The sequence below is a fragment of the Jatrophihabitans sp. genome (assembly GCF_036388195.1).
Taxonomy (GTDB): Bacteria; Actinomycetota; Actinomycetes; order Mycobacteriales; family Jatrophihabitantaceae; genus Jatrophihabitans_A.
The window spans coordinates 1-14,102 of the sequence record NZ_DASVSG010000160.1 but is presented as its reverse complement, the minus strand read 5'-3'; the positions used below and the strand labels follow the sequence as shown (position 1 = coordinate 14,102).

Below are 14,102 nucleotides of genomic sequence, written 5' to 3'. Positions count from 1 at the left end.
AAGGTCGGCTCCTCCTCCCTGACGACGCTGCCCGGGGGGCTTGACGCCGGCCGGCTCACCGCCCTGGTCGACGTGCTCGGCGCGCAGCGCTCGGCCGGCCGCGAGGTCGTGCTGGTCTCCTCCGGCGCCATCGCGGCCGGCCTGGCGCCGCTGTCGTTGCGCAGCCGTCCGCGCGACCTGGCCACCCAGCAGGCGGCGGCGTCGGTCGGCCAGGGCCTCCTGATGGGCTACTACACCCAGCTCTTCGGCGCCCACGGCCTCGGCGTCGGCCAGGTGCTGCTGACCGTCGACGACGTCACCCGGCACGGTCACTACCGCAACGCATTCCGCACCTTCGGCCGGCTGCTCGAGCTCGGGCAGGTGCCGATCGTCAACGAGAACGACACCGTCGCCACCCAGGAGATCCGCTTCGGCGACAACGACCGGCTGGCGGCGCTGGTCGCGCACCTGGTCCGGGCGGACGCGCTGGTGCTGCTGTCCGACATCGACGGCCTGTACACCGCCGACCCCCGCAAGCCCGGCGCGGCGCTGATCGAGCAGGTGAGCGATCCGGAGCAGCTGGCCACGGTGCGGGTCAGCGGACGCAGCTCCGACGTCGGCACCGGGGGGATGTCCACCAAGATCGACGCGGCGCTGATCGCCGGCGGGGCCGGCATCCCGGTGCTGCTCTCGCACGCCGACGCGGTGGGCGAGGCGCTTGCCGGGGTGGGCGGCACCTACTTCGTGCCGCTCGGGCAGCGGACGGCCGCCCGGCTGCTCTGGCTGCGCCATGCCACCACTCCGCGCGGGCGGCTGTGGCTGGATGCCGGAGCGGTCACCGCGGTGGTGCGCAACCGGGCGTCGCTGCTGCCGGCCGGGATCACCGCCGTCACCGGTGACTTCGCCGCCGGTGACCCGGTGGAGCTGGCCGACCCGGCCGGCGCCGTGGTGGCCCGGGGGCTGGTGGCCTTCGACAGCGAGGACCTGCCCGACCTGCTCGGCCGGTCCACCCGGGACCTGCCCGCGGACCTCCGCCGGGAAGCGGTCCACCGGGACGACCTGATCATCCTGTAACCGGCTGGCCATGCCGCCCGCCGCGGGCAGCGTGCCCTCTCGGCGCGCGCGCATACCCTGGAGTCCATGACGCACCACCCGCACAGCGCCCCGTCCGATCCCGGCGAGGAGGCGGTCCGCGCGGTGGCCGCCCGGGCCCGGCAGGCCAGCTTCGAGCTCGCGCCGTTGAACCGGGGCGCCAAGGACCAGGCGCTGCACGCGATGGCAGATGCGCTGGACGCCGCCACCACCGAGCTGCTGGACGCCAACGCCGCCGACGTGGCCGCCGCGCGCGAGGACGGCGCCGCCGAGCAGCTGGTGGACCGGCTGGCGCTGAATCCCGACCGGCTTGCCGCGATGGCGCAGGGCCTGCGCGATGTCGCGGCGCTGCCGGACCCGGTCGGCGAGGTGATCCGGGGCTTCACCCGGCCCAACGGCCTGGAGATCCGCCAGCTCCGGGTGCCGTTCGGGGTGGTCGCGATGGTGTACGAGGCCAGGCCCAACGTCACCGTCGACGCCGCCGGGCTGGCGCTGAAATCCGGCAACGCCGCCTTGCTGCGGGGCTCGGCCAGCGCCATCTCCTCCAACCGGGCGCTGGTGGCGGTGCTGTCGGAGGCAGTCGCCAAGGCCGGGCTGCCGCAGGACGCCATCCAGTTGGTGCCCGGCGTCGACCGGGCCAGCGTCGGGCACCTGCTGCGCGCCCGCGGCCTGGTGGACGTGGTCATCCCGCGCGGCGGCGCCGGCCTGATCCGCCACGTGGTGGAGAACTCCCAGGTTCCGGTGATCGAGACCGGGATCGGCAATGTGCACATCTATGTCGATGCCGAGGCCGACCTGGAGCTCGCCGAGCGGATCGTGCTGAACGCCAAGACCTCCCGTCCCAGCGTCTGCAACACGGTCGAGACGCTGCTGGTACACCGCTCGGCAGCTGCCGAATTCGTGCCCCGGATCGTCTCGGCGCTGCGCGGGCAGGGCGTGCTGGTGCATGGCGACGCCGACTTCGCAGCAGCCGACCCCGAGGTCCGGCCGGCCACCGACGCCGACTGGCAGACCGAGTACCTCGCGTTGGAGATCGCGGCACGGGTGGTGGGCGACGTCGACGAGGCGATCAGCCACATCAGGCAGTGGTCCTCCGGTCACTGCGAGGCGATCATCACCACCAATCTCGACACCGCCCGCCGCTTCGTGTCCCGGATCGACTCCGCGGCGGTGCTGGTCAACGCCTCCACCCGGTTCACCGACGGCGCCGAGTTCGGGTTCGGGGCCGAGATCGGCATCTCCACCCAGAAGCTGCACGCCCGCGGGCCGATGGGGCTGACCGAGCTCACGTCGACCAAATGGGTGGTATTCGGCGACGGCCAGGTCCGAGTCTGACCGGCGCCACCGGATCGTTGCAGAAGCGTTCAGCTTGCCCGGCGTCAGCTATGGACAGCCGCAGTCATCGGTGTTCGAATGGGAGCACCACCGCGTTCGCCGCATGCCCGGCGACAGCGGGATCGTTCTTGGCATCCCACACGGAGGAAAGGCATTCCATGACATCTCGACTGAGGCGCATCTTCGGCGTCTTGTTCGTCATCCTCGGGCTCACCATCGGCTCGATGAGCCCGGCTGTGGCCATCACCGGCGGTGAGCCGGACGGCAACCGCCACCCGAACGTGGGCCTGATCCTGTTCTACAGCCCGGACGGCCGCTTCCGGTGCAGCGCGACGCTGGTCACCCCGACCGTCCTGCTCACCGCCGCGCACTGCACGGTGGACACCGTCGGCAAGACGCTGGTCGACTTCCGTTCGGTGGTGGCCTACGAGCCGCCGACCGGCTACCCGGTCGCAGCCAACCCGGAGACCGGCTACACCCAGGCTGAGATCGAGGCCGCCGGCTTCCTGTCCGGCACCGCCTACGCGCACCCGGACTACTCCGGCTTCACCGACCTGGACAACTGGAACGATGTCGGCGTGATCGTGCTGGACCGCCCGGTCACCAACATCGAGCCGGCGACCCTGGCTCCGCTGAACTACCTCGACGCCTACGCCCAGCCGCGGCTGAACCGGACGCTGTTCACCTCGGTCGGCTACGGCACCGAGGTGCGCAAGCCGGACTCCGGCCCGCAGAAGCCGGAGCCGATGAGTTACCCGCTGATCCGCCGGATGGCGGTGCAGCCGGGGCAGAAGTTGACCAACCAGATCCTGCAGCTCAACGGCAACCCCAACGACAACCGGGGCACCGGCGGCACCTGCTTCGGTGACTCGGGTGGCCCGACGTTCCTCAACGGCTACATCGTGACCGTGACCAGCTACACCTACACCCAGAACTGCCGCTACCTCGGCGGCTACCAGCGGGTGGACATCGAGGGCGTCCAGGACTGGCTGGCGACCTTCGGGGTCTTCCCGGCGACTGCCTGATCACCGGAGATCTAGCCCTGCCCGGAGCCGGGGCTGGCCGCGACACCGCGGCCGGTCCCGGCTCCGCTGTCTGTTCAGACCATGCTCGGCTGTCCGGGCCCTGCGCGGCTGTCCGGACCCTCCGCTGTCTGTCCAGACCATGCTCGGCTGTCCGGGCGGCTGGGAACCTGCCTGGCGCGCGACGGCAGCCTGCTGCGACGCGGCGTCACGTATCCTTTCGCTGGGCCGGCGTTGTCCCGTGTGCAGGCAACTCCACGAGAAGGGCTGGCCCCGTGGGCGACGTCACCGGATTTCTCAAGCATGGCCGCGAGCTTCCACGCCGCAGGCCGGTCGCGGTTCGCATCTCCGACTGGCGCGAGGTGTACGAACCGGCCGACGACGCGGTCACCAGGACCCAGGCGAGCCGCTGCATGGACTGCGGCATCCCGTTCTGCCACAACGGCTGCCCGCTGGGGAACCTGATCCCCGAGTGGAACGACCTGGTGTATCGCGACCGGTGGCGCGATGCCATCGACCGGCTGCACGCCACCAACAACTTCCCGGAGTTCACCGGCCGGCTCTGCCCGGCGCCGTGCGAGGCGTCCTGCGTGCTGGGGATCAGCCAGGACCCGGTGACCATCGAGCAGGTCGAGAAGGAGATCATCGAGCACGCCTGGGACAACGGCTGGGTGACGCCGCTGCCGGCCAGCCGGCCGACCGGCAAGCGGGTGGCGGTGGTGGGCTCCGGACCGGCGGGCCTGGCCGCGGCGCAGCAGCTGACCCGCGCGGGCCACCAGGTGAGCGTGCTCGAGCGCGCCGACCGGATCGGCGGCCTGCTGCGCTACGGCATCCCGGAGTTCAAGATGGAGAAGCGGGTGATCGACCGGCGGCTGGAGCAGATGCGCGCCGAGGGCACCGAGTTCCGCACCGGGGTCAACGTCGGGGTGGACATCTCCGTCGAGCAGCTGCGCGAGGACTACGACGCGGTGCTGCTGGCCGGCGGCGCCACGGCCTGGCGCGACCTGCCGATCGCCGGCCGCGAGCTCACCGGCGTCTACCAGGCGATGGAGTTCCTGCCGCTGGCCAACCGCGTGCAGCAGGGGGAGTACGACACTCCGCCGATCTCGGCAGCCGGCAAGCGGGTGGTGATCATCGGCGGCGGTGACACCGGCGCCGACTGCCTGGGCACCGCGCACCGGCAGGGCGCGGTCTCGGTGCACCAGTTCGAGATCCTGGCCCGGCCGCCGGCCGCCCGGTCCGAGGAGCACCCGTGGCCGACCTGGCCGTTGATGTACCGGACCGCCTCGGCCCACGAGGAGGGCGGCGAGCGGGTGTTCGCCGTGAACACCGAGTGCTTCCTCGGTGATGACCAGGGCAACCTGCGCGCGCTGCGCGCCCACCAGGTCGAGCTGGTCGACGGCCGGTTCCAGAAGGTGCCCGGCAGCGAGTTCGACCTGGAATGCGAGCTGGTGCTGCTGGCGATGGGCTTCCTGGGCCCGGAGCGCAACGAGCTGCTGGACGGCCTCGGGGTGCAGCTCACCGATCGCGGCGCCGTCGCCCGGGACGCCGGCTTCGCCACCAACGTCGACGGCGTGTTCGTGGCCGGCGATATGGGGCGTGGCCAGAGCCTGATCGTCTGGGCGATCGCCGAGGGCCGCTCGGCCGCGGCCGGTGTCGACCGCTGGCTGACCGGCGAGTCGATCCTGCCCGCGCCGATCACCCCGAGCACCGTCGCCCAGCGTTAGCCAGCCTGGCGGGCGCCGGGAGGCACGGCCCTTAGGATGCCCGCCATGACTGCTCAGTCCGACCCCGAGAGCTGGCCGGCGGTCCTTCCGGTGGACGGCAAGCCGCGCCGGGTGGGCATCATGGGCGGCACCTTCGACCCGATCCACCACGGCCACCTGGTCGCGGCCAGCGAGGTGGCCGACCTGTTCGACCTCGACGAGGTGGTCTTCGTCCCGACCGGTCAGCCGTGGCAGAAGGCCGAGCGGGAGGTGAGCCCGGCCGAGCACCGCTACCTGATGACCGTGGTGGCCACCGCGTCCAACCCGCGGTTCTGGGTCAGCCGGGTGGACATCGACCGCCCGGGCCCGACCTACACGGTGGACACGGTGAGCGACATCGCGGCCATCCGGCCGGGAGCGGAGATGTTCTTCATCACCGGCGCCGACGCCCTGCAGGCCATCCTGTCCTGGAAGGACGCCGACGACCTGTTCCGCACGTGCCACCTGGTCGGGGTGACGCGCCCGGGCTACCACCTGTCCGGCGACCACCTGCCTCCCGACATCGTCACCCTGCTGGACGTGCCCGCGATGGCCATCTCGTCCTCGGCGGTCCGGCAGCGGGTCCAGGCAGGCCGGCCGGTCTGGTACCTGGTGCCGGACGGGGTCGTGCAGTACATCGCCAAGCACCGGCTGTACCTGGATTGACGTCACATCGCCAAGCACCGGCTGTACCTGAACTGCCCCCTGCCGCCCGGCGCGGGGCCGCCCGGGCACGGCCGGGTCTCAGGCCTGCGGGCGCACCAGCCCGAAGACCAGCTCGTCGCTGTAGCTGCCATCGGGGTTGCGGAGCCGGCCGGCCCGCCGGCCCTCCTGGACGAAGCCGGCGGCCAGCGCCACCCGGGCCGACGCCACGTTGTCGATCTTGCAGCCGAGCTCCAGCCGGACGATCGGGGTCCGGCTGAACGCCCAGCCGGCCAGCAGCCGCAGCGCCCGGGTGGTGAAGCCGCGGCCCCGGAACTCCGGCAGCACCCCGTAGCCGATGCCCACCACGTCCGGCGGCCCGAACCGGCGCAGGCTCAGGATCCCGGCGCCCGCGCCGGTGGCGGCCTCGCAGATCAGCAGCAGGTTCTGGGCGCTGACCAGCCGGTCCAGCCCCGCCCGGGCGGCGAGCTGGATGGCGGCCCTCTCGGGCATCGGCTTGGCGTGGAACCCCCACCGCAGGGCGGCCTCGTTGGTGGCCTCGGCCAGCAGCACCGGCCAGTCGTCCGGGGCGGTGGGGCGGACGGTGACCACGCCGTCGCTGACCGGCTCGAGCTCCGGCCAGGACTCGGCGACCGGCTCGTCCGGGTCGGTGGCGGTCCGGGCGAAGACGGCGGCATCGAGCGGTGAGCCGCCGGGGCTGCGCAGGGTGGCCCGGCTGACCGTCTCGAAGCCGAAGCCGGCCCGCATGGCCACCACGGCGGAGGCGAGGTTCGGCACCGTGCACCGGATCTGGATCCGCGGCAGGCCGTGAGCGAAGCCGAAGCGCGCCAGCGTCCGGGCAGCCTCGATGGCGTAGCCCTGGCCCTGGTCGGCGACGCCCACCCAGTACGCGATCTCGGCGCTGCCGGCGTCATAGGCCGAGGGCAGCTGCAGGGTGGCGCCGCCGATCAGCCGGCCGCTGGTGTTCTCGGCCAGGGCGCAGTCCAGCCGGCTGCCCTCGGCGCGGCCCACCCCGCCGTGCTTGGTGACGAAACTGCGGGCATGTTCGGGTAGGTAGGGCCAGGGCAGCGGCAGGTGCCCGTGCATCCGCTCGTCGGCCAGCACGGCGTGCACCGCCGCGGCGTCGTCGGCCTGCCACGGCCGCAGCGTCAGCCGTCCGGAGTGCAGCACCAAACCCTCGAGCTCGACCCCGTTCCACTCCGCCATAGCCCCCCACCGTGCCAGATCGGACATTCAAATCCTGCACCGGGCGGGAGCCAAGTAGCATGTCCGCGTGGTGCTAAACAGGTTACTGCGCGCGGGCGAGGGCAAGATCGTCCGGCGACTGACGTCCATCGCTGATCATATCGACGGCCTCGAAGAGGATTACGTCGATCTCACCGACGCCGAGCTGCGTGCGTTGACCGATCAGTTCAAGGCCCGCTTCGCCGAGGGCGAGACCCTCGACGAGCTGTTGCCCGAGTCGTTCGCGGTGGTCCGGGAGGCCGCCCGGCGCACGCTGGGGCAGTTCCACTACAAGGTGCAGCTGATGGGTGGCGCCGCGCTGCACCTGGGCAACATCGCCGAGATGAAGACCGGTGAGGGCAAGACGCTGGTCTCCACGCTGCCGGCCTACCTGAACGCGCTCTCCGGGGACGGGGTGCACGTGGTCACCACCAACGACTACCTGGCCTCCCGTGACGCCGACTGGATGGGCCGGGTGCACCGGTTCCTCGGGCTCTCGGTGGGCAAGATCCTGTCCAACATGACGCCGGACGCACGGCGGGCCAGCTATGCCTGCGACATCACCTACGGAACCAACAACGAGTTCGGCTTCGACTACCTGCGCGACAACATGGCCTGGTCGCTGGAGGACCTGGTGCAGCGCGGCCACAACTACGCCGTGGTCGACGAGGTCGACTCGATCCTGATCGACGAGGCCCGGACCCCGCTGATCATCTCCGGCCCCGCCGATGAGAACCAGCGCTGGTACCCGGAGTTCGCCCGGCTGGCGCCGCGGATGCGCAGGGACGAGCACTACGAGGTCGAGGAGGGCAAGCGGACCATCGCGGTCACCGAGGCCGGCGTCGAGTTCGTCGAGGACCAGCTCGGGATCGACAACCTCTACGAGGCCGCGAACACGCCGCTGGTGGGGTACCTGAACAACGCCCTGAAGGCCAAGGAGCTCTACAAGCGCGACCGGGACTACATCGTCCGCACCGGCGAGGTGCTGATCGTCGACGAGTTCACCGGACGGGTGCTGGCCGGCCGGCGTTACAACGAGGGGATGCACCAGGCCATCGAGGCCAAGGAGGGCGTGCAGATCCAGCAGGAGAACCAGACGCTGGCCACCATCACGCTGCAGAACTACTTCCGGCTGTACAAGAAGCTCTCCGGGATGACCGGCACCGCGCAGACCGAGGCTGCCGAGCTGCACCAGATCTACAAGCTGGGCGTGGTGCCGATCCCGACCAACCGCCCGATGATCCGCAACGACGACACCGACCTGATCTACAAGACCGAGGACGCCAAGTTCGCCGCGGTGGTCGATGACATCGCCGAGCGGCACGAGAAGGGCCAGCCGGTCCTGGTCGGCACCGCCAGCGTGGCGAAGTCGGAGATCCTGGCGAACCTGCTGCTGCGCCGGGGCATCCCGCACGAGGTGCTCAACGCCAAGCAGCACGACCGGGAAGCCGCGATCGTGGCCATGGCCGGGCGCAAGGGCGCGGTCACCGTCGCCACCAACATGGCCGGGCGCGGCACCGACATCATGCTCGGCGGCAACCCGGAGTTCGCCGCTGACAGCGAGCTGCGCGAGCTGGGGCTGAGCCCGAGCGACACCCCGGAGGAGTACGAGGCGGCCTGGCCGGCGGCGCTGGAGAAGGCGAAGGAGCGCAACGCCCGCGAGCACGACGAGGTCGTGTCGCTGGGTGGCCTGTACGTGCTGGGCACCGAGCGGCACGAGTCCCGCCGCATCGACAACCAGCTGCGCGGGCGTTCCGGACGCCAGGGCGACCCGGGCCTGTCCCGGTTCTACCTCTCCCTCGGCGATGACCTGATGGTCCGCTTCAACGGCGACCGGATCGCCATGATCATGAACATGCTCCGGCTGCCCGAGGACACCCCGATCGAGAACAAGACGGTGTCCAAGGCGATCCAGTCCGCCCAGACCCAGGTCGAGCAGCAGAACTTCGAGATCCGCAAGAACGTCCTCAAGTACGACGAGGTGCTCAACAAGCAGCGCACGGTGATCTATGACGAGCGCCGGCAGGTGCTCTCCGGCGCTGACCTCAGCGACCAGATCCGTCCGATGATCACCTCGGTGGTGACCTCCTACGTCGTGGGCGCGACCTCCTCGGGCTACCCGGAGGAGTGGGACCTGGAGCAGCTGTGGGTCGCGCTGAAGACGCTGTACCCGATCTCGCTGACCCTGGACGAGGCGATCAAGACCGCCGGTGGCGAGCGCAACGACCTGACCCGTGAGTTCCTGGTCGAGGAGATCGTGGCCGACGCCCAGGCCGCCTACGACCAGCGCGAGGCCGAGCTCGGCGAAGAGGTCACCCGCGAGCTCGAGCGCCGGGTGCTGCTGTCGGTGCTGGACCGCAAGTGGCGCGAGCACCTGTACGAGATGGACTACCTGCAGGAAGGCATCGGGCTGCGTGCGATGGCCCAGCGAGACCCTCTGGTCGAGTACCAGAAGGAGGGTTTCGACATGTTCTCCGCGATGATGGACGCCATCCAGGAGGAGTCCGTCGGGTTCCTGTTCAACCTCGAGGTGCAGATCGAGGGCGACCAGCCGCCGGCCGCCGAGGCGGCGCCGTTCGAGGATGCCGAGCCCGCCGAGCTGGATGCCGAAGGGGTGCTGGCCGCCATGGCGAGCCGGCCGGAGCCGGAGGATCACCCGCAGATCTCGGCCAAGGGCCTGGGCCGTCCGAGGTCGGAGACCGCGCCGCTGACCTACAGCGCCCCGGCGCTGGGATCGGACACTCCCGAGGTGCACGTCGAGGGTGGCAGCGCGCCGGCCGCCGGCAGCCGGGCGGGTGCGGCGAAGCAACGGCGGGCCAACCCGAACCGGGGGAGCCGGGGCAACAAGCGCAAGCGCTGAGATCCGACTAGGGCAGCAGCGCACCGGGCGGCGAAGAAACACCCCCGTTTTGAGTGGTTCCTTCGCCGCCCGGCTCAGCCGATCTGCAGGCGGACACACCGCCATCGGCCGTCCAATCCCTCCAGGCGCAGCGCCAGCGCCCGGAAGCGGTCACCGACCCGCAGCACCGCAGCCACTTCGGCCACCCCGTCGGCAGGCTCGATGACATGTAGCGAATGCAGAGCGGCCGGACGCTGGGCGGTGCCCAGCCGGCTGATCCGACCGGCGTCGCGGGCCAGCCCTGCCTGCACGGTCGGGCTGGTGTGGTGGCGCAGCTGGGCCGCCGAGCGTCGCCCGGTGACGGTTTCGATGACGCCGATCACCAGCCGTCTGGCCAGCACGGTGGGTTCGGGCAGCTCGTGCCGCCCGGTGGGCCGGACCGCGAAGGGATCGGCCGGCGGTCGCACCCGCAGGGTGAAGGGCGCGGCCGGGTCCAGGGTGTCGAAGGGGAGCGGCTGGTCCAGTGGGCTCACCAGGCTCAGGCATGGCGCCGGCTGCTCGTCGTCGAACGGCGGCTCCCGGCGAGGGGCCGGCCGGAGCGTCAGGGGCTGCCGGGTCCCGCCGCGCGGGTGCAGCAGTGCCGGCTGGTCGAGCTCGTCGTCCAGCGTCGCAGGCAGCGCGGGCATCGTCATGCTCCGGTGTCCGTCCGGGCAGGGCCGGGCGCCTGCAAGCTGACGCCGGGCCGGATCAGGTTCGGATCAGCGCCGATCACCTGCCGGTTCGCCGCGTACCAGCGCGGCCATTCGGCCTGGATGCGAGCCGCCGACGGAGCCCCGCCCAGGCGGTCAGCGGTGATGGACCAGAGGGAGTCGCCGGGGCGGACCGTCACCCGGTCGGTTGTCGCATGGCTGGACGGGGCTGGATCGCCGGACGGGCGCGGAGGGGTGAGCGGCGCCGGCTCGGTGTGCGGGTTGGTGGACGGTTGCTGGTCGGTGGGCCATCCGAGCGGCGGTAGCACCGATGCGGCGCCCGTCGGCGCTGGTGCGCCCCCGGTGGCCGGAGCGGCCAGCGCGGGAACCGGGCTCAGCAGGATCGAGGTGCCGGCTGCCGTGATCACCACCCGTCGCAGCGCAGCGGGCGTCACGCGGTGGGCCACCGCGTGGCCCAGGCGGCCGAGCCTCCCGGGGAGCAGCGATACCGCGGCAGCTGCCAGGGCGCAGGCCACCCACAACGCGACGAGCCACAGCAGCCCGCCGGCCAGCGCGCCTGCCGCGGCGTCCGGGCCGACCTCCGCGACCCAGGCGCGCGGTGACCGCAGGCGGCTGGCCAGCGCCATCGGGTGCGGAACGCACGTCCGCAGCACGTATGCCGTGCCCAGCACCGTGAGACAGACGCGATACCGGCTGCTGCTATTCATCAGCTTCCCTTCGTTTGCTTTCGTTTACATGCATACGGCAGTGGTTACATGTGGTCAAGTGGCTGTGGACAGCCCCGGCCTGACACGCGGGCTCACCCGACCTCGGTAGCTGTTCCTCTGTCCGATGGTCTTCTAAGATACCCCCTAGGGGTATTTGACAGAGGCCCATAGGCCGGCGTATACCTGTTGTCTGAAGCAAGCAGGGGCGCGTACCCCGAGCCGGCGCATCGCAGCATCCCGATCGCGCGCTGTCGGCTGGAGCAAGAAGGAACAGGCGCATGACTGACCCGAAACAAGACCACGGTCACCCAGTGGCCATCGCCGTGCAGGATCAGGGGCATCAGCATCACGCTGCGGCGCAGAGTGGCCGGGACCTGACCCGATCAGCCATGTCGGCGACGCTGCACTGCCTCACCGGCTGCGCCATCGGGGAGGTCCTCGGGATGGCGCTGGCCACCTGGTGGGGATGGAGCAACGGCCCGTCGATCGCGTTGGCGGTCCTGCTGGCCTTCGCCTTCGGCTACGGGCTGACCATGAGCGCCGTCCTGCGTGCCGGGTTATCCCGGCGGCAGGCCGTCAAGGTTGCGCTCGCCGCTGACACCCTGTCGATCCTGACCATGGAGATCGTGGACAACGCTGTGCTCCTTGCCGTGCCGGGCGCGATGGAATCCGGGCTGGCTGACCTGCTGTTCTGGGGCAGCCTCGCGGTAGCGCTCGCGGTGGCGTTCGTGGCGACCGTGCCGGTGAACCGGGCCCTCCTCGCGCGGGGCAAGGGCCACGCGGTGGTGCACGCCTTCCATCACCACTGATGCGCGGCGGCGCTGACGAAGGCGGGAGCTGATGCATGGCGACACTGACGGCAACGTGCGCTGATGCGCGCGGCGCCGACGAAGGCGGGAGCTGATGCACGGCGGCGTTGCCTGCCACGACCGGGCCGTCCCTCGAGGCGAGGGGCGGCCCGGTCGTCGTGTCAGCGCCCGCCTCAGGCACAATTCGCCGCGCCTGGCCGCCGATGCGCCGGGAGCGGCAGCTGTCAACCGGAGGATGCCCATGCGCTGGGACGACCTGTTCGCCGATCTGGAGGCACAGGCCCAGGCCCTGTTGACGGCCGAGCGCGACACCGAGGTCGCCGAACTCACCCGGCTCGAAACCTCGCGACTGGACCTGGCGAGCCGGTTGCGGCCGGCGTTGGGCGCGGCGGTTCGGGTGCGCTGCCTGGGCGGCATGGTGCTCACCGGCCGGCTGAGCGCGCTCGGCGCCGGCTGGTTGCTGCTGGATGAGGACGCCGGCCGGGAGGCATTCCTGGCCACCGCGGCCATCGTCTCCATTGCCGGCCTGGGGCGGCCAGCGGGGACGCCGGGATCGGCGCTGGATGCCAGGCTCGGTATCGGCCGTGCGCTGCGCGGGCTCGCCCGGGATCGCTCGGTGCTGCGGGCTTGCCTGATCGATTCCACCGTTCTCGACGGCACCGTGGACCGGGTGGGCTCGGATTTCGTCGAGTTCGCGGTGCATGCCGCGGGCGAGCCGCGCCGGCGGGAGGAGGTGCGGGAGGTGCTGGTGCTGCCGATCAGCGCGCTCGCGGTGCTGCGCCGCGACAGCTGAGCGATGCCCCGGCCGAGTCGCTGCCTCAGTCGGCGGCGGAGTCGATGAAGGGGTGTTCGGCTACGAACTGCTTGGTCTGGTCATACATGCGTGAGATGTAGGACTCCAGCTGCTCACGCTCGACTCGCCACTGGCCTCGCCCGCCGATCTTGATGGCCGACAGCTCACCCGAACGGACCAGGGCGTAGGTCTGGGATGCCGAGATGTTGAGGACCTCGGCCACGTCGCTGAGGGTCAGAAATCGTGGTTGTGTCATCGTCGACTCTTCTCCGTCGTGCGTGTTCAAGCCGACGATATCGAAGGCAATCCCACCGGCTCGCAGGTCAGTGTGGCAGCTTCCGCGGGTTTCTCGGCCTAGTTGTCCACAGGTTTCACCCGGCTGCGCACGCCCGTCCTCAGCGGCTCATGCAAGATGTAGCGCTATGACCGATACGTCACTGCCCCCTGCTGCTCCGGCGGCGTCCCCGACGCCACGCCGGCTGATCCCGCCACGCTGGCTGGATCCCCGGCTCGTCGGCGGCGTCGCCCTGGTCCTGGCAGCGGTGTTGCTGGGATCGGTGGTGGTGTCCTCGGCCGACCGCCGGCAGCCGGTCTGGTCGCTGAGCCGCGACGTCGCCGCTGGCACGGTGCTCACCGGGGCCGACCTTCACCCGGTCCGGGTGCAGCTTGGCGCCGCGACATCGCGGTACCTCGGCGCTGACGTCGCGGTCGCCGGACGGACCGTGCGCCGGTCGCTGCATGCCGGCGAGCTGCTCGCGGCGGCAGAGCTGGCCGATCCGGAGCCGGGCGTGACGGTGACCATCCCGATGCGACCCGAGAACGCGCCGCAGATCAGCCGTGGCCAGCGGATCACCCTCTGGCTCAGCACCAAGAGCTGCCGCGGGTTGGTGCTGCTCAGCGGTGTGCCGGTCCAGAGCGCGGACAAGGCGGCCGGCTCCGCCTTCGGGTCGGCAACCGGCGCGCTGCTGGTCGTCCGGGTGTCCGCTGCTGATGCCAAACGGGTCGTGTCCTCGCTGGATCTGGACGGTGCGGTGATCCGGGCTGGCGTGCTGTCGCCCGGTGAGCAGCCGGAGCCACCGTCGGATGCGCTGGCCAGCTGCGCGGGTGGTGGCCGGTGACGATAGCGGTGGCCAGCGCGGCCGATGGCGCGCCGTGGGAAGCAGCGCTGCTGGCGGAGTTGGGCC

At 71.2% G+C, this 14,102-nt stretch carries 13 protein-coding genes; 9 read left to right on the top strand and 4 right to left on the bottom strand.

What is annotated here, in order from left to right:
- The 5 genes from proB to nadD form a co-directional block, all read left to right on the top strand.
- Positions 1-1,053, top strand: a 1,053-nt coding sequence (gene proB, locus VF612_RS16090; protein ID WP_408660863.1) for a glutamate 5-kinase, incomplete at its 5' end; no start/stop codon positions are given.
- A gap of 66 nt (positions 1,054-1,119) precedes the next feature.
- Positions 1,120-2,406 (top strand): glutamate-5-semialdehyde dehydrogenase, encoded by a 1,287-nt coding sequence (locus tag VF612_RS16085; protein ID WP_408660862.1) that lies wholly within the window; start codon positions 1,120-1,122, stop codon positions 2,404-2,406.
- Between the two features lie 158 nt (positions 2,407-2,564).
- Complete coding sequence (locus VF612_RS16080; protein WP_408660861.1) at positions 2,565-3,431, top strand: trypsin-like serine protease; 867 nt, start codon at positions 2,565-2,567, stop codon at positions 3,429-3,431.
- Between the two features lie 272 nt (positions 3,432-3,703).
- Complete coding sequence (locus VF612_RS16075; protein ID WP_408660860.1) at positions 3,704-5,155, top strand: glutamate synthase subunit beta; 1,452 nt, start codon at positions 3,704-3,706, stop codon at positions 5,153-5,155.
- Positions 5,156-5,200: 45 nt separating this feature from the next.
- Positions 5,201-5,839 (top strand): nicotinate-nucleotide adenylyltransferase, encoded by a 639-nt coding sequence (gene nadD, locus VF612_RS16070; RefSeq protein WP_408660859.1) that lies wholly within the window; start codon positions 5,201-5,203, stop codon positions 5,837-5,839.
- Positions 5,840-5,917: 78 nt separating this feature from the next.
- Here the strand turns inward: nadD and VF612_RS16065 are convergent, their stop codons facing one another.
- Positions 5,918-7,042, bottom strand: coding sequence for a GNAT family N-acetyltransferase (locus VF612_RS16065; protein ID WP_408660858.1), 1,125 nt, complete (start codon positions 7,040-7,042; stop codon positions 5,918-5,920).
- Positions 7,043-7,109: 67 nt separating this feature from the next.
- Between VF612_RS16065 and secA the strand changes: the two genes are divergently transcribed.
- Positions 7,110-9,920, top strand: coding sequence for a preprotein translocase subunit SecA (gene secA / locus VF612_RS16060; RefSeq protein ID WP_408660857.1), 2,811 nt, complete (start codon positions 7,110-7,112; stop codon positions 9,918-9,920).
- 74 nt (positions 9,921-9,994) lie between these two features.
- Here secA and VF612_RS16055 read toward each other — a convergent pair whose 3' ends face one another.
- Positions 9,995-10,585, bottom strand: a complete 591-nt coding sequence (locus VF612_RS16055; protein WP_408660856.1) for an Rv3235 family protein — start codon at positions 10,583-10,585, stop codon at positions 9,995-9,997.
- A 2-nt stretch (positions 10,586-10,587) separates the two neighbouring features.
- Complete coding sequence (locus tag VF612_RS16050) at positions 10,588-11,316, bottom strand: LysM peptidoglycan-binding domain-containing protein (RefSeq protein WP_408660855.1); 729 nt, start codon at positions 11,314-11,316, stop codon at positions 10,588-10,590.
- 278 nt (positions 11,317-11,594) lie between these two features.
- Between VF612_RS16050 and VF612_RS16045 the strand changes: the two genes are divergently transcribed.
- The gene (locus VF612_RS16045) at positions 11,595-12,125 is read left to right on the top strand and encodes a DUF4396 domain-containing protein (protein ID WP_408660854.1); all 531 of its coding nucleotides are present in this window, start codon (positions 11,595-11,597) and stop codon (positions 12,123-12,125) included.
- A 241-nt stretch (positions 12,126-12,366) separates the two neighbouring features.
- Positions 12,367-12,918 (top strand): hypothetical protein, encoded by a 552-nt coding sequence (locus tag VF612_RS16040; protein WP_408660853.1) that lies wholly within the window; start codon positions 12,367-12,369, stop codon positions 12,916-12,918.
- 25 nt (positions 12,919-12,943) lie between these two features.
- Here the strand turns inward: VF612_RS16040 and VF612_RS16035 are convergent, their stop codons facing one another.
- Positions 12,944-13,174, bottom strand: coding sequence for a helix-turn-helix domain-containing protein (locus VF612_RS16035; protein ID WP_408660852.1), 231 nt, complete (start codon positions 13,172-13,174; stop codon positions 12,944-12,946).
- A 166-nt stretch (positions 13,175-13,340) separates the two neighbouring features.
- Here VF612_RS16035 and VF612_RS16030 point away from each other — a divergent pair, with 166 nt between their 5' ends.
- Positions 13,341-14,036: an SAF domain-containing protein gene (locus VF612_RS16030; protein WP_408660851.1), complete on the top strand. Its 696-nt coding sequence runs from the start codon at positions 13,341-13,343 to the stop codon at positions 14,034-14,036.
- Positions 14,037-14,102 lie beyond the last annotated feature (66 nt).